Source organism: Mycobacterium sp., from assembly GCF_047975165.1.
GTDB lineage: Bacteria > Actinomycetota > Actinomycetes > Mycobacteriales > Mycobacteriaceae > Mycobacterium.
This window is the reverse complement of the sequence record NZ_JBKECZ010000100.1, coordinates 1-15,448: the sequence shown is the minus strand read 5'-3', so window position 1 is coordinate 15,448 and position 15,448 is coordinate 1. Positions and strand designations below refer to the sequence as shown.

Genomic DNA, 15,448 nt, shown 5'->3' with positions numbered 1-15,448 from the left:
CGGCGTGGCCGGCGGCTCGGTGCGACACCGGATCGCCGGGACGGTGCTCGCCTACCTGGCGCTGACCAAACCCCGGGTGATCGAGCTCCTGCTGGTGACCGCGATTCCGGCGATGCTGCTGGCCAACCGCGGCAGCGTCGAGCCCCTGGTCATCTTCAACACCCTGTTCGGCGGCATGATGGCCGCCGGCGGCGCCAACACGCTCAACTGCGTGGCCGACGCCGACATCGACAAGGTGATGAAACGGACCGCGCGGCGGCCGCTGGCGCGCGCCGCGGTGCCCCGGCCCAATGCGCTGATTTTCGGCCTGGTGCTGAGCGTGGGTTCGTTCCTCTGGCTGTGGTGGACGACCAATCTGCTGTCCGGGCTGCTGGCCGTCGCCACCATCTCCTTCTACGTCTTCGTCTACACGCTGCTGCTCAAGCGCCGGACGTCGCAGAACGTGGTGTGGGGCGGGGCGGCGGGATGCATGCCGGTGATGATCGGCTGGTCGGCCGTCACCGGCACGCTGGGGTGGCCGGCCCTGGCGATGTTCGCCGTCATTTTCTTTTGGACACCGCCGCACACCTGGGCGCTGGCGATGCGCTACAAGGAGGACTACCGGGCGGCCGGTGTGCCGATGCTGCCCGCGGTGGCCACCGAACGTCAGGTCACCACGCACATCGTGGTCTACACCTGGCTGACGGTGCTGGCGTCGATGGTCCTCGCGCTGGCGGCGGGCTGGCTCTACGCTGCGGCAGCCGTAGTGGGCGGGGTGTGGTTCCTGACGATGGCCTACCAGTTGCACGCCCGGGTCCGCGCGGGTGAGCCGGTCAAGCCGCTGCGATTGTTCCTGCAGTCCAACAATTACCTGGCGCTGGTGTTCTGCGCGCTGGCCGTCGATTCGGCGCTCGCGCTGCCGACGCTGTTCTGACGCCGCAACGCCGCAACGCCGCAACGTCGCGGCAGCATGGCCGGTCGCCCCTGGCCCCGGCCGGTGCCGTCTACGGCAGCAGCACGATCGAACCGGTCGTCCGGCGGCCCTGCAGGTCCTGGTGGGCGCGGGCCGCCTCGGCCAGCCGATAGCGGCCGCTGACCTCGATGTTCACCGTCCCGGCACCGATCGCCTCGAAAAGCTCGCCAACGCGCCAGGAGAACTCGCCGGCGGCCCGGATGAAGTGGACCAGCGACGGCCGGGTCAGATACACCGAACCGGCACGATTGAGACGCTGCGGGTCCAGCGGGGGAACAGGCCCGCTGGCGGCGCCGAACAGTGCCAGCGTCCCGCGCGGGGCCAGCGCGGCCAGGCTGGCGTCGAACGTGGCCGCGCCGACACCGTCGTACGCCGCGGCCACCCCGGCGCCGCCGGTGAGTTCGCGGATCCGCCGGCCGAACCGGTCGGGATCGTCGGGGTAGGAAAGCACCTCGGCTGCCCCGGCCGCCCGGGACAGTCGTTCCTTGTGCGGTGTCGACACCGTGGTGATCACCCGCGCTCCCAGGTGCGCGGCCCACTGCGTCAGGATCAAACCCACCCCGCCGGCCCCCGCATGGATCAGCACGTCGTCCCCGCGCCGCACCGGGTATACCGACTTCAGCAGGTAGTGCGCGGTGAGTCCCTTGAGCAGTGCCGCGGCGGCCACCTCGGAGCTGACGGCGCCGGGCACAACAGTGGTGAAATCCGCGGGCGCGGTGCAGAATTCGGCATACCCGCCGTTGACCGAGGCGCAGGCGACCCGGTCGCCCACGCGGATGGCGTTGTCGACGCCGCCGCGCCCCACCTCGGCTCCCACGGCCACCACGGTTCCGCACACCTCCGAGCCGACCACGAACGGCAGCGCGCGCGGGTATTGCCCCGAGCGGAAGTAGGTGTCGATGAAGTTCACGCCGATGACCTCGGTGCGGATCAGCACTTCACCCGGGCCGGGTTCGGGTTGGGCCACGTCGGTGTAGCGCAGGACTTCGGGGCCGCCGGTTCGGCTGACTTCGACCGCATGCATGCCGATATCATGCCCGGACATGAAACTCGCCCGGCCGGACATCTTCCATCCGCGCATCGTGCTGGCCGGTTCGCGGCGGTATCCCGACAGTGACGGCGACGACGCCGGGTTGACCGAAGCGCTGCGACACCGCGGCCTGCATGCCCGGTGGCTGCCCTGGGACGACCCGCAGATTGACGACGCACACCTGGTGATTTTGCGCGCGACCGGCGATGTCTCCACTGGGCTCGACGAATTCCTGACGTGGACTCACCGGGTGGCGAATCTGCTCAACCCGGCCGATGTGGTCGCCTGGAACATCCGCTGCGGCTATCTCGACGATCTGGTGAATCGGGGGGTGCCGGTGGTGCCGGGTTCGGTCTGTGCGCCGGGCAGCCCGGTCGCGCTGCCGGATGCCGGCCCGGTGTTCGTCGGCCCGGCGATCGGATCGGGGAGACGACGTTTCGGCGACCGACGCGCGGCCGCGGCCCACGTCGCCCGATGCCACGAAGCCGGCCGCAGCGTGCTCGTGCAGGCCGGCGGCTCGGCGCCGCGGACCGTGCTGATCTTTCTCGGCGGCAAGCCGTCGCACGCCTTCACCGAGCATGCCGACGGGCTGCGGCAGGGCGAACTCGACTTCGAGCTGTGGGACGCCGGTGCGGCGGCGCTGGCCGCGGCGGCCGGCCCCGCCGAGCTGCTCTATGCCGGCGTTCACCTGATCGGTGACCGGGTGCTGGAACTGCAACTGGTGGACCCGTCCCTGGGCTGGCAGCACCTGGACCTCGGCACCCGAGAGCGTGCCCAGCGGGAATTCGCGGTGGCCGTGGAGTCAGCGTGCGAGCGGCTGGGGCTCGGCCCGCTCTCCCGTCGACGCCCATAATGCCGCGGTGGCTGCCGTGCAGGCCGCGGCGCCGGCGACGTGAATGGCGACCAGGGTGGCCGGCACCCCGGTGTGGAACTGCACAACGCCCACCGCCGCCTGGGCGGACACCAGGGCGATCAGCACACCGAGTCGCCGCATGGTCTCCCGCCCGGCGCGCACCGCCGCCAACCCGAAACCCAGGCCGACCAGCAGGGCGAGGTAGGAAACCAGCAGCGACGAATGAATGTGCGTCATGGTGGTGATCTCGACTTCCAGCCGCGGCACGGTGCGGGCCGGGCTGCGGTCGCCGGCGTGCGGGCCGGCCGCGGTCACCAGCGTTCCGGTCACCAGCACCGCCGCCAGGTTCACCGCGCTCAGGGCGGTGAGCAGCCGCAACGGCCCGGCCACCCGGTGATGGGTCGCGGTGTTCTCCGCGGGGTTGTCGGGCTCGCCGACCTTGACGTAGAGCAGTACCGCAAGCCACACCATGGTCATCGAGGTCAGCAGGTGGACCGCCACCGTCCACCACAGCAGCCCGGTGCGCACGGTGATGCCGCCGATGATCGCCTGCAGGACCGTCGAGGCGGGCATCAGCCACGCGTAGACCAGCACCTCGGTGCGCCGCCGGGCCCGGGTGACGGCCAGCACCGCCAACACCGCGGCGATGACCACCAGGAAGGTGACCATCCGGTTGCCGAATTCGACGGCCTGGTGGATTCGCGGGACCTCGGCCACCGCGACCGGGGTGAAGCTGCCCGGGAAGCACTGCGGCCAGGTCGGGCAGCCCAGCCCCGAGGCGGTGACGCGGACGATCGCGCCGGTCACCGCGATGAGGCCCTGGGTGAGGATCACCGCCGCGGCGGCCAGGCGCTGGGTGCGCGGGCCGGGTTCGGGGAGCAGGTCCACCAACCGCATCAGTGTTCGTCCGACAGCCACCGCTGAATCGTAGCGACGGTCCCGGCCCAACCTGCCGCGAGCGTAACGTGGTTGCGGTTTTGGCCAGGATTTTTCGCACTGGCGTTACGCTCGCGGCGGGCTGATCAGACGAAGCGGAACCAGCGCCGCGCGGCCACCGCTGCCACCGCACCCCACACCGCCAGTACGACGATCCCGAACCAGTCCACCGACAGGCTCATGGCCTGCGACAACGCTTCGGTGAGCGCCCCGGAGGGGGTCACCCGCGCGAACCACCTGGCCGCCGTCGGCACCATGTCGGTCTCCAGGGTCAGCGCGCCGAAGCCGGCGAAGGCGAACCACACCAGGTTGGCCAGCGCCAGGGCGACCTCGGCGCGCAGGGTGCCGCCGAGGAGCAGGCCCAATGCGGCGAATGCGGCCGTGCCCAGCGCGATCACCCCGGCGCCCAACCCCAGGGCCGCCAACGGCGGTCGCCAGCCGAGCACAAAGCCGATCGCACCCAGGATCACCGATTGCAGGAACACCGTGCACACCACCGCCAGGGACTTGCCGGCGATGATGCCCCACACCGGCAGCGGTGTGGCGCCGAGCCGCTTGAGCGCCCCGTAGCGGCGATCGAAGGCAACGGCGATGGCCTGGCCGGTGAACGCCGTCGAGATCACCGCCAGCGCCATGATGGCCGGGACGAACACGTTCGCGCGGTGCGGGCCGAATGAGCCCAGCGGCAGCACGGTGAGTCCGATTAGCAGCGTGATCGGGATGAACATCGTCACCAGCAGCTGCTCGCCGTTGCGCAGCAGCAGCTTCAGCTCCAGGCCTGTCTGCGCGGCCAGCATCCGCGATACCGCACTGGGCCGGGGGTCCGGGACGAAGGTGCCGGGCGGGAACGTGGGCACGGTGTCGGGTGCGTTCACTGCCGCAACCTCCTGCCGGTGAGATCGAGGAAGACGTCCTCGAGGCTGCGCTGCTCCACGCGCATGTCGGTGGCCAAGACGTTGATCTGTGCGCACCACGAGGCGACGGTCGACAGCACCTGCGGGTCGACCGTGCCCTCGACCAGATATTCCCCCGGGGTGCGCTCGGTGGCCCGGTAACCCTCGGGCAGGGCCGCGGCCAGCAACGTCAGGTTCAGCCGCGGCGGGGCGCTGAATCGCAGCTGGCCCTGGGCGTCGCTGCGCATCAGCTCCGCCGGAGTGCCCGCGGCAACCATCGCGCCGTGGTCGATGATCACCAGCCGGTCGGCGAGTTCCTCGGCCTCCTTGAGCTGGTGGGTGGTCAGCACGACGGTGACGCGGTCGCGGCGCAGGGCATCGATCAGCTCCCACACCAGCAGCCGTGCGTGGGCGTCCATGCCGGCGGTGGGTTCGTCGAGGAACACCAGTTCCGGCCGGCCGACCAGGGCGCAGGCCAGCGCCAGCCGCTGCTGTTGTCCGCCGGAGAGTCGCCGGTAGGTGGTGCGTGCGGCTTCGGTCAAGCCCAGGGTTTCCAGCAGCCAGTCCGGGTCCAGCGGGTCGGCCGCGTAGGAGGCCACCAGCTTGAGCATCTCGCCGGCGCGGGCCGTCGGGTAGCCGCCGCCGCCCTGCAGCATCACCCCGATGCGCGGGCGCAGGCGGGCGTTGTCGGCGATCGGGTCGAGTCCCAGTACCTCGATGCTGCCGGAGTCGCGGTGCACGAAGCCTTCGCACATCTCGACGGTGGTCGTCTTGCCGGCGCCGTTGGGGCCGAGTAGCGCGAACACCTCCGCTGTGTAGACATCGAGATCGAGGCTGTCGACGGCTTTGACGGTGTCCTCGGCCTTCGAAAACGTTTTGCAGACCCCGCGTAGCCGCACTGCGATGTCGCGGTCCGGAGGGGCTGGGCTCATGTGGAGTCAGCGTAGGCGTCGGGTGTGGGCGCCGGCAGCGAGGGCTGGGCCGGCGGTTGGGCGGTGCTCGGCGACGCATCGCAGGGTGCGGCGCCGCTCGGGGATGCCGGCCCCGGTGCGGGCTCGTCGTCCTGGGCCGGCAGCGGTTTCCACGGCAACCGGTTGTAGGTCAGCGCGATCAGCACCGCGACGATGAGAGCGCTGGCCACGGTGGCGTCGACGATCTGGAACAGCGCGAAGCGGTCGCCGTTGGCGGTGGGCCCGAAAATACCGACGACGAGGGTGCTCAGGATCGCCACAACCCGGAATCCGTGCCGGGTTGCCCAGGCGGCCAGCGGAACGATGGCCCAGAGCAGATACCAGGGCTGCACGACGGGGAACAGCGCCACCGTCAGGCCCAGCACCACCCCGAGGCCGCCGATGGGATGCAACCGGCCCAGGAAGACCGACAGCAACAGCCAGCTGACGATCACCATGATGGCCAGCACGCCGATCGAACGGGTCAGCGCCAGCACGGCGGTGGTGTGATCTCCCAGGCCCAGCAGAATGCCGGCCTGCCCGGTGCCCAGGGCCAGCAGTGTCGGGGGCGACATCCAGCTGCGTACGACATTGGCGGTGCCGAGCGTGTAGATCCAGCCGAACCCGAGCCCGCTGGTCTTGCCGACGATGCCCATCACCGCCAGCGTCAGTGCGGCCATCCCGGTGCCGGACACCAAAAGTGCCCTGAGAGTGCCGCCCAGCCTGTAGGCCAAGGCCATCGTGACGAAGCCCAGGGCCAGCAGGGACGGCAGCTTCACCTGCGAGGACAGGGCGATCAGGACGGACCCGGCCAGGAATGTTCCCAGGGGCCGCCAATCGGGTCCCGGCCGCCACGCGGCGGGCAGAAAGGGTTCCGCGTCGAGGCCGCGCAGCGCGAATTCGGCGCCGGTCAGCATCAGGCCCAGCATCAGTGCTTCGTTGTGGATCCCGGCGACCAGGTGCATCAGTAGTAGCGGGTTGGTGGCCCCCAGCCACAGCGCGCTCACCTCGGCCACCCCGCATCGCTGGGCCAGCCGGGGGATCGCCCAGACCATCAGCGCGACCCCGGCCAGGACGAGCAACCGGTGACAGAGCACGGCGGCGACGATATTCTCTCCGGTCATCGCCGATAGTCCGCGTCCCATCCACAGGAACAGCGGACCATAGGGCGCCGGCGTCTCGCGCCAGAGGCTGGGAACCGACAGGGTGAACACATGCCCCAACCCGAGGCCAGCGGCCGGGCCCACCTGATACGGGTTGAGCCCCTCCAGGGAGATCTGGCTCTGGGCCAGGTAGGAGTACACGTCCTTGCTGTACATCGGGGGGGCGATCAGCAGCGGCAGCATCCACAGCAGCAGGGTGCGGTCCAACTCCCCGCGCGACATCTGCCGGCGGCCCGTTGTGAAGCGGCCCAGCAGCAGCCAGGCCAGTGCCATCATGACCGCCCCGGTGGTGGTCGTCGTCAGTGCGACCGTCTGAATGCGTGAGGGCAGGTCGAGCAGGCGCACCCCGAACGTCGGATCCTGGACGACGGGCCGGGCGCCGGCGCCGAGGGCGCCGATGGCCATCAGCATGGTGCCGGTGGAGCCGAACAGCCTGGTGCGTCTCAGCGCCCAGCGTTCGGCGGCGTTGAGTGGCTGGCCCACCGTCTGTTCGTCGCCGTGCAACGCGGCGATCGATGAGCTCAACGTGTGGTGGCGCTCTGCCATCAGAGCAGCCTAGCCTCGGGAGATCGACGCGTGATCCCCGCGGTCGGGCTGTGACCAGCGCAACCCCTTTGATTGGGCACCCTGCCTGGACCCTCCGAAGGAATTGCGTCACACTGGTGTTGTGAAAATCAGATCCGGGCTGGCTGCCGCTGTTTCCGCGGCGGGGGTTGGCGGTCCGGACCGCGACACCCGGCATGCGATCGTGGCTCTGCTGCTGGAATCCGGGTCGATCACCGCCACCGAGATCGGGGACCGGTTGGGTCTATCGGCCGCCGGAGTTCGGCGCCACCTCGACGTATTGATCGACGCCGGCGACGCCGAGTCGGTGGCCGCCGGCGCCTGGCAGCAGGTCGGGCGCGGACGCCCGGCAAAACGCTACCGGTTGACCGCCGACGGGCGGGCCAAGCTCGAACACTCCTACGACGACCTGGCCGCCGCCGCCATCCGCCAGCTGCGCGAAATCGGCGGCGAGGATGCGGTGAAGACGTTCGCCCGGCGCCGTATCGACGCGATCCTCTCCGGTGTCGCACCCGCGGACGGCCTCGATGATGCCGCGGTGCAAGCGGCCGCCGAGCGGGTCTCCGAGGCGCTGACCGACGCCGGCTACGTCGCCACCACCACCCGGGTGGGCGGGCCGATCCACGGTGTGGAAATCTGCCAGCACCACTGCCCGGTGTCCCATGTCGCCGAGGAGTTCCCGGAGTTGTGCGAAGCCGAGCAGCAGGCGATATCGGAGGTGCTCGGCACCCACGTGCAGCTGCTGGCGACGATCGTCAACGGCGACTGTGCCTGCACCACCCACGTACCCCTGGCGGCGTCCGGCCCGCGCCGCGTCCCAACCAGCATCGAAGGAGCGTCTCGATGACACTCGAAGCCGCGAGAAGCGCCGAGCCCCTGACTCAGGAGCAGGCGATCGATTCGCTGGGCCGGTACGGCTACGGCTGGGCCGACTCCGACGAGGCGGGCGCCGGTGCGCAGCGCGGCCTGTCCGAGGCCGTCGTCCGCGACATCTCGGCCAAGAAGAACGAGCCGGAATGGATGCTCAAGACCCGGCTGCGGGCGCTGGACATCTTCGACCGCAAGCCGATGCCGGGCTGGGGTTCGGACCTGGGCGGCATCGACTTCGACAACATCAAGTACTTCGTGCGCTCCACCGAGAAGCAGGCCGCGTCCTGGGACGATCTGCCTGCGGACATCAAGAACACCTACGACCGGCTGGGAATTCCGGAGGCGGAAAAGCAGCGGCTGGTCGCCGGGGTGGCAGCCCAGTACGAATGCCTCGCCGGCGACACCGCGGTGTGGACGGCCAATCGCGGCGAGGTCCCCATCAAGGATGTCGCGTGCGGTGACCGGGTCTTCGCCTACGACGAGGCGGGCGCGCGGTTCGTGGTGGCACCGGTCAAGGCATCGGCGCAGACCGACACCCGGTTGACGCACGAGGTCAGGACCACTCGCCGGAGCATCCGGGCCACCGACAATCACCCGATGCTGGTGTTGCGCGACGAGCGCAAGCCGGGGCGTCAGCGTGCCCGCTTTGCTCACCGGTGGGTCACCGTCGGCGAGATCCGGCCGGGTGACTTCATCGCTGTACCGCGAAAGTTGCCCGATTTCGGTGCCGCGGCCGAACTTCCGGGTGTCGCGGGGATGGCGACGCCTGCGCTGAGTTCCGTCGACCTGATGTGGCTGCTGGGTCTGTATGTCGGCGACGGGAACCTGGACCTGTCGGTGAAGACCTACCGCGTTCAGTTCGCAATTCCGGCAACCGATGTCGAGTTGCGGGCAGAAGTGACCCGGGTGGTCGACGAGCTGTTCGGGCTCCGCTGCATCGAGGCCGACGAGTACCGCATCGTGGTCAACTCGAAGGCGTTGACGGAGTGGATGGTCGCGTTGGGCTTCAACGGGCTATCGCTGACCAAGCGAGTGCCCGACTGGGTCTACGGCCTGCCCGCCGACCAGCGACTGGCCTTCCTCGGCGGCTGGGTCGACGCCGACGGATACATCGGAGCGGACAAGAGCAGCTCGGTACTGTTGACGTGCGCCAACGAGCCGTTGATCAATCAGGCCCGCGAACTGGCCGAGTTGTCGGGATTACGTGCCGGTGGACCGTGGTCGTTCACCCAGCCCTACCGCCACGCACCAGAACGGATGCAGATTGCCTGGCGCCTGGGCATCTCCGGTGATTTCGAGCGGCTCGGCTGCCGCAATCGGAAACGGACCGCCCGCTTCGGACGCCGCAGCTACCCGCATTCGTCGAATAGCGCACACGGGACGACGATCCGGGCGCATACCGACGAATGGCTCGGCTTCGAGCGGGTGACGTCGATCGAACCGTACGCTGTCGAGCCGGTGTACGACATCGAGGTCGACGGCCCACACAACTTCGTCGCCGAGGGTCTGCTCGTGCACAACTCTGAGGTGGTCTACCACCAGATCCGCGAGGATCTGGAGGCCCAGGGCGTCATCTTTCTGGACACCGACACCGGGCTGAAGGAACACCCGGAGATCTTCCAGCAGTACTTCGGCACCGTGATCCCGGCCGGGGACAACAAGTTCTCCGCGCTCAATACCGCGGTGTGGAGCGGCGGTTCGTTCATCTACGTCCCGCCGGGCGTGCACGTCGACATCCCGCTGCAGGCCTATTTCCGGATCAACACCGAGAACATGGGCCAGTTCGAGCGGACGCTGATCATCGTCGACGAGAATGCCTACGTCCACTACATCGAGGGCTGCACCGCACCCATCTACAAGTCGGATTCGCTGCACTCGGCGGTGGTCGAGATCATCGTGAAGCCCGGTGGCCGCTGCCGGTACACCACGATCCAGAACTGGTCGAACAACGTCTACAACCTGGTCACCAAACGCGCGCGGGCCGAAGCCGGCGCCACCATGGAATGGGTCGACGGCAACATCGGGTCGAAAGTGACCATGAAGTACCCGGCGGTGTGGATGACCGGCGAGCACGCCAAGGGCGAGGTGCTTTCGATCGCGTTCGCCGGGCAGGACCAGCACCAGGACACCGGGGCCAAGATGCTGCACCTGGCGCCGAACACCTCGAGCAACATCGTCTCCAAGTCGGTGGCCCGCAGCGGCGGCCGCACCTCCTACCGCGGCCTGGTTCAGGTCAACAAGGGCGCCAGCGGGTCGCGTTCCAGCGTGAAATGCGATGCGCTGCTGGTCGATACGGTCAGCCGCAGCGACACCTACCCCTACGTCGACATCCGTGAGGACGACGTCACCATGGGGCACGAGGCCACCGTGTCCAAGGTCAGCGAAAACCAGCTGTTCTATCTGATGAGCCGCGGACTCACCGAGGACGAGGCGATGGCGATGGTGGTGCGAGGCTTCGTCGAGCCGATCGCCAAGGAACTGCCGATGGAGTACGCGCTGGAACTCAACCGGCTGATCGAATTGCAGATGGAGGGTGCGGTCGGATGACCGCGAAGAATCTGGCCGCGGCAGTGGAGATGCCGCCGGGATCATCTCCCGCGCTGAACAAGGGGGAGCAGTTCTGCTCCTTCGACGTCGACGCGTTCGAGGTGCCGCACGGTCGCGATGAGATCTGGCGGTTCACCCCGCTGCGGCGGCTGCGCGGGCTGCACAACGGTTCGGCGTTCGCCACCGCCAACCCGGCCATCACCGTCAGCGAACACCCCGGTGTCCGCACCGAGACCGTGCGCCGCGGCGACGAGCGGCTCGGCCGCGGCGGAGCACCCACCGACCGGGTTGCCGCCCAAGCGTTTTCCTCGTTCAACTCCGCGACACTGATCACCATCGAGCGCGACACCCACGTTGCCGAACCGATCGTCGTCGCCGTCACCGGCCCGGGCGAGGGCGCGGTGGCCTACGGGCACCTGCACGTCCGCGTCGAGGAGCTCGCCGAGGCGGTCGTCGTCATCGACCTGCGGGGCAGCGGAACCTATGCCGACAACGTCGAATTCGTGCTCGGCGACGCCGCGAAGCTCACCGTCATCTGGATCGCCGACTTCGCCGCCGACACCGTGCACCTCAGCGCCCACCATGCCCGCCTGGGCAAGGATGCCGCGCTGCGCCACTTCTGCGTCACCCTGGGCGGCGAAGTGGTCCGGATGGCGGCCAATGTCCGGTTCGCCGGCCCCGGTGGCGCCGCGGAGATGTTCGGGCTGTATTTCGCCGACGACGGCCAGCACCTGGAATCCCGGCTGCTGGTGGACCACGCCCAGCCGGACTGCACCTCCAACGTCCTGTATAAGGGTGCGCTGCAAGGCGATCCGGCGTCGACACTGCCGGATACGCACACCGTGTGGGTGGGTGACGTGCTGATCCGCGCGGCGGCCACCGGCACCGACACCTTCGAGATGAACCGCAACCTGGTGCTCACCGACGGCGCCCGCGCCGATTCGGTGCCCAACCTGGAGATCGAAACCGGTGAGATCGCCGGGGCCGGGCACGCCAGTGCGACCGGGCGTTTCGACGACGAACAGCTGTTCTACCTGCGCTCGCGCGGGATTCCCGAGGACCAGGCCCGCCGACTGGTGGTCCGCGGCTTCTTCGGCGAGATCATCTCCAAGATCGCGATACCCGAGATCCGCGAGCGCCTGACCGATGCCATCGAACGCGAACTGGAAACCACGGAAAAGACCTCATGACGATTCTGGACATCAAGGACCTGCACGTCAGCGTCGCCAACCCGAACGCCGGCGCCGGCGACTCCGACCGCGAGATTCCCATCCTCAAGGGTGTGGACCTGACCGTGAAATCCGGTGAGACCCACGCCCTGATGGGGCCGAACGGCTCCGGGAAATCCACGCTGTCCTACGCCATCGCCGGCCATCCCAAATATGCCGTCACCTCCGGATCGATCACGCTGGACGGCGTCGACGTGCTGGCCATGAGCGTCGACGAACGCGCCCGGGCCGGGCTTTTTTTGGCCATGCAGTACCCGGTCGAGGTGCCCGGCGTCTCGATGTCGAACTTCCTGCGCACCGCCGTCACCGCCGTCCGCGGCGAGGCGCCCAAGCTGCGGCACTGGGTCAAGGAAGTCAAGGCGGCGATGACCGCCCTGGAGATGGACCAGACGTTCGCCGAGCGCAACGTCAACGAGGGCTTCTCCGGCGGGGAGAAGAAGCGCCACGAAATCCTGCAACTCGGGCTGCTCACACCCAAGATCGCCATCCTCGACGAAACCGACTCGGGCCTGGACGTTGACGCGCTGCGGATCGTCAGCGAAGGCGTCAACCGCTACGCGCAGACCGGCTGGGACGACGGCACCGGGCAGTCGGTGTCCGGCGGCGTGCTGCTGATCACGCACTACACCCGGATCCTGCGCTACATCCACCCAGAGTATGTGCACGTCTTCGTCGGCGGCCGCATCGCCGAATCCGGTGGGCCGGAGCTGGCCGACGAACTCGAACAGAACGGCTACGAACGCTTCACCCAGCCGGCGGCAACCGGAGCCTGACATGACGAGTTCGGTCACCCCGCTCGACGTGGCGGCCATCCGCGCCGACTTCCCGATCCTGCAGCGGGTGATGCGCGGCGGAAATCAGTTGGCCTACCTGGACTCCGGCGCGACATCGCAACGGCCGGTGCAGGTGCTCGACGCCGAACGCGACTTTCTGCTCACCTCCAACGGCGGCGTGCATCGCGGCGCCCACCAACTGATGGAGGAGGCGACCGACGCCTACGAGCAGGGCCGCGCGGATATCGCGGCCTTCGTCGGCGCCGACCCCGACGAGCTGGTGTTCACCAAGAATGCGACCGAATCGCTGAACCTGGTGGCATACGTGCTGGGGGACAGGCGTTTCCGCCGTGCACTCGGCCCCGGCGATGTCATCGTCACCACCGAGCTCGAACACCATGCGAACCTGATCCCCTGGCAGGAGCTGGCTCGCCGCACCGGTGCCACCCTGCGCTGGTACGGCGTGACCGACGACGGCCGGATAGACCTGGACTCGCTGCGCCTCGACGAGACCGTGAAGGTGGTCGCCTTCAGCCATCATTCCAACGTCACCGGGGCGCTGGCGCCGGTCGACGAACTCCTGTCGCGGGCAGAAACCGTCGGGGCCCTGACGGTCCTGGACGCCTGCCAGTCGGTGCCCAACCGGCCGGTGGACCTGCACGGGCTCGGCGTCGGCTTCGCCGCCTTCTCCGGGCACAAGATGCTGGGCCCCAACGGAATCGGTGTGCTCTACGGCCGGCGGGAACTGCTCGACACCCTGCCGCCGTTTCTCACCGGCGGGTCGATGATCGAAACGGTCACCATGGAGTCCGCGACCTATGCGGCCGTCCCGCAGCGCTTCGAGGCGGGAACGCCGATGACCTCGCAGGTGGTCGGACTGGCCGCCGCCGCACGCTATCTCGATGCCATCGGAATGCGTGCCGTCGAGGCCCACGAACGCGACCTGGCCGCCCGGGCGATCGACGGGCTCTGCGGTATCGACGGTGTCCGCATCATCGGGCCGACGTCGATGGACGATCGGGGCTCGCCGGTGTCGTTCGTCGTCGACGGGGTGCATGCGCATGATGTCGGCCAGGTGCTCGACGACGACGGTGTGGCGGTGAGGGTCGGCCATCATTGTGCGTTGCCGCTGCATCGCAGGTTCGGTCTGGCGGCCACCGCACGGGCATCCTTCGCGGTGTACAACACGGCCGAGGAGGTCGACCGGCTGGTGGCCGGTGTCCGGCGGTCGGTGGAATTCTTCGGGAGAGTGTGACGGTGCGAATGGAGCAGATGTACCAGGACGTGATCCTGGACCACTACAAGCACCCGCACCACCGCGGGCTGCGGGAACCGTTCGGCGCCCAGGTGTTTCACGTCAACCCGGTCTGCGGCGACGAAGTGACCCTGCGGGTGGCGCTATCCGCCGACGGCGCGACGGTGGCAGACGTCTCCTACGACGGGCAGGGCTGTTCGATCAGCCAGGCGGCGACGTCGGTGCTGACCGAGCAGGTGATCGGACAAAGCGTGCCGGAGGCGCTGCGGACCGTTGCGGCGTTCTCCGAGATGGTGTCATCGCGGGGCAGCGTCGACGGCGACGAAGACGTCCTCGGCGACGGGATCGCGTTCGCCGGAGTGGCCAAATATCCCGCCCGGGTGAAGTGCGCCCTGCTGGGCTGGATGGCGTTCAAAGATGCAGTGGCGCAAGCGACGGCAGCCGCCGAGGAGGTTGACAGATGAGCGAAACAACCGTGCCGCAGGGTGCGGCCGGCATGTCGGACGAGGACCTGCTCGCCGAACTCGACGAAGCGATGCACGACGTCGTCGACCCGGAACTGGGGATCAACGTCGTCGACCTCGGCCTGGTCTACGGGCTGAATCTGGCCAAGGGGGAGGCCGGGACGGTCGCGCTGGTCGACATGACACTGACCTCGCCGGCGTGCCCGCTGACCGACGTCATCGAAGACCAGTCGCGATCGGCGCTGATCGGCACCGGCCTGGTCGACGAGTTGAAGATCAACTGGGTGTGGAATCCGCCCTGGGGGCCGGACAAGATCACCGACGACGGCCGCGAACAATTGCGGGCACTCGGTTTTACCGTCTAACCTTTCCTGAAGAGTTTCGTCCGTTTCCTCGGCTTGCCTACAGGGCTGCCCACTTGAAGGGGTTGTCGTGTCTTTTGTTGTTGTTTCCTCGGATGTGCTGTCGGCTGCTGCGGGGCGGGTGGCGGGTATCGGTGCTGCTCTGGATGAGGTGAATGCTGCTGCTGCGTCGGTGACGACATCGTTGGCCGGTGCCGGGGCGGATGAGGTGTCGGCGGCGGTGGCTGCGGTGTTCTCCGAGTTCGGGGTGGCCTATCAGGGTGTGGCTGCGCAGGTGGCGGGGTTTCAGCAGGTGTTTTCGGCGTCGTTGGCCGGTGCGGGGTCGTTGTATTCCGGTGCGGAGGCGTTGTCGGCGGAGTCGCTGGTGGATCAGGTTTTCGCGCCGATCAACGAGCCGTTTGTGACCTATACGGGGCGGCCGCTGATCGGTGATGGGGCCGATGGGACTGCCGGCAGTGTCAATGGTGGGGCTGGGGGCTGGTTGTATGGCAATGGGGGTGCGGGGTATTCGGCGACCGCTGCGGGTGCCCCGGGTGGTGTGGGGGGTGCGGCGAGCCTGTGGGGCAACGGCGGTGCCGGGGGCGCAGGGGGTGCCGGTGGGGCCGGG

The 15,448-nt window shown here is 68.7% G+C and carries 14 protein-coding genes and 1 pseudogene; 10 read left to right on the top strand and 5 right to left on the bottom strand.

What is annotated here, in order from left to right:
- Positions 1-4: 4 nt before the first annotated feature.
- Positions 5-913 carry a heme o synthase gene (locus ACK5M9_RS10605; RefSeq protein ID WP_416893180.1) on the top strand — a complete coding sequence of 303 codons (909 nt, stop codon included), beginning with the start codon at positions 5-7 and terminating at the stop codon, positions 911-913.
- Positions 914-983: 70 nt separating this feature from the next.
- On the opposite strand, the gene ACK5M9_RS10600 is transcribed toward ACK5M9_RS10605, so the two are convergent.
- On the bottom strand, positions 984-1,976 hold the full coding sequence (locus ACK5M9_RS10600; RefSeq protein WP_416893179.1) for a quinone oxidoreductase family protein: 993 nt from the start codon (positions 1,974-1,976) through the stop codon (positions 984-986).
- Positions 1,977-1,995: 19 nt separating this feature from the next.
- Here ACK5M9_RS10600 and ACK5M9_RS10595 point away from each other — a divergent pair, with 19 nt between their 5' ends.
- Positions 1,996-2,835: a hypothetical protein gene (locus tag ACK5M9_RS10595; RefSeq protein ID WP_416893129.1), complete on the top strand. Its 840-nt coding sequence runs from the start codon at positions 1,996-1,998 to the stop codon at positions 2,833-2,835.
- Here ACK5M9_RS10595 and ACK5M9_RS10590 read toward each other — a convergent pair.
- The 4 genes from ACK5M9_RS10590 to mptB all read right to left on the bottom strand — a co-directional run bounded on the left by ACK5M9_RS10590 (position 2,785) and on the right by mptB (position 7,323).
- Entirely contained in the window at positions 2,785-3,732 is a 948-nt protein-coding gene (locus tag ACK5M9_RS10590) for a COX15/CtaA family protein (RefSeq protein WP_416893178.1), read from the bottom strand. The two genes, ACK5M9_RS10595 and ACK5M9_RS10590, sit on opposite strands and share 51 nt — an antisense overlap.
- 125 nt (positions 3,733-3,857) lie before the next feature.
- On the bottom strand, positions 3,858-4,628 hold the full coding sequence (locus tag ACK5M9_RS10585) for an ABC transporter permease (RefSeq protein ID WP_416893177.1): 771 nt from the start codon (positions 4,626-4,628) through the stop codon (positions 3,858-3,860).
- Between the two features lie 14 nt (positions 4,629-4,642).
- The gene (locus tag ACK5M9_RS10580; RefSeq protein ID WP_416893128.1) at positions 4,643-5,596 is read right to left on the bottom strand and encodes an ABC transporter ATP-binding protein; all 954 of its coding nucleotides are present in this window, start codon (positions 5,594-5,596) and stop codon (positions 4,643-4,645) included.
- Positions 5,593-7,323: a polyprenol phosphomannose-dependent alpha 1,6 mannosyltransferase MptB gene (gene mptB / locus ACK5M9_RS10575; RefSeq protein WP_416893127.1), complete on the bottom strand. Its 1,731-nt coding sequence runs from the start codon at positions 7,321-7,323 to the stop codon at positions 5,593-5,595. The genes ACK5M9_RS10580 and mptB overlap by 4 nt, the downstream gene beginning before the upstream one ends.
- Before the next feature lie 85 nt (positions 7,324-7,408).
- Here mptB and ACK5M9_RS10570 point away from each other — a divergent pair, with 85 nt between their 5' ends.
- From ACK5M9_RS10570 to ACK5M9_RS10535, 8 genes and pseudogenes are all read left to right on the top strand, one after another.
- On the top strand, positions 7,409-8,188 hold the full coding sequence (locus ACK5M9_RS10570) for a helix-turn-helix transcriptional regulator (protein WP_416893176.1): 780 nt from the start codon (positions 7,409-7,411) through the stop codon (positions 8,186-8,188).
- Positions 8,185-10,758, top strand: coding sequence for a Fe-S cluster assembly protein SufB (gene sufB, locus ACK5M9_RS10565; RefSeq protein ID WP_416893126.1), 2,574 nt, complete (start codon positions 8,185-8,187; stop codon positions 10,756-10,758). Before ACK5M9_RS10570 ends, sufB begins: the two co-directional genes overlap by 4 nt.
- Positions 10,755-11,948, top strand: coding sequence for a Fe-S cluster assembly protein SufD (gene sufD / locus ACK5M9_RS10560; protein ID WP_416893125.1), 1,194 nt, complete (start codon positions 10,755-10,757; stop codon positions 11,946-11,948). Before sufB ends, sufD begins: the two co-directional genes overlap by 4 nt.
- Entirely contained in the window at positions 11,945-12,760 is an 816-nt protein-coding gene (gene sufC, locus ACK5M9_RS10555) for a Fe-S cluster assembly ATPase SufC (RefSeq protein WP_416893124.1), read from the top strand. Before sufD ends, sufC begins: the two co-directional genes overlap by 4 nt.
- Before the next feature lies 1 nt (position 12,761).
- On the top strand, positions 12,762-14,015 hold the full coding sequence (locus ACK5M9_RS10550; RefSeq protein WP_416893123.1) for a cysteine desulfurase: 1,254 nt from the start codon (positions 12,762-12,764) through the stop codon (positions 14,013-14,015).
- Positions 14,012-14,492, top strand: a pseudogene (gene sufU, locus ACK5M9_RS10545) (Fe-S cluster assembly sulfur transfer protein SufU); the annotation flags it as partial. The gene ACK5M9_RS10550 and the pseudogene sufU, both read left to right, overlap by 4 nt.
- Entirely contained in the window at positions 14,476-14,844 is a 369-nt protein-coding gene (locus tag ACK5M9_RS10540; protein ID WP_416893122.1) for a metal-sulfur cluster assembly factor, read from the top strand. The pseudogene sufU and the gene ACK5M9_RS10540, both read left to right, overlap by 17 nt.
- Before the next feature lie 67 nt (positions 14,845-14,911).
- Positions 14,912-15,448 (top strand): PE family protein (locus tag ACK5M9_RS10535; protein ID WP_416893121.1); only part of this gene is annotated, 537 nt, incomplete at its 3' end.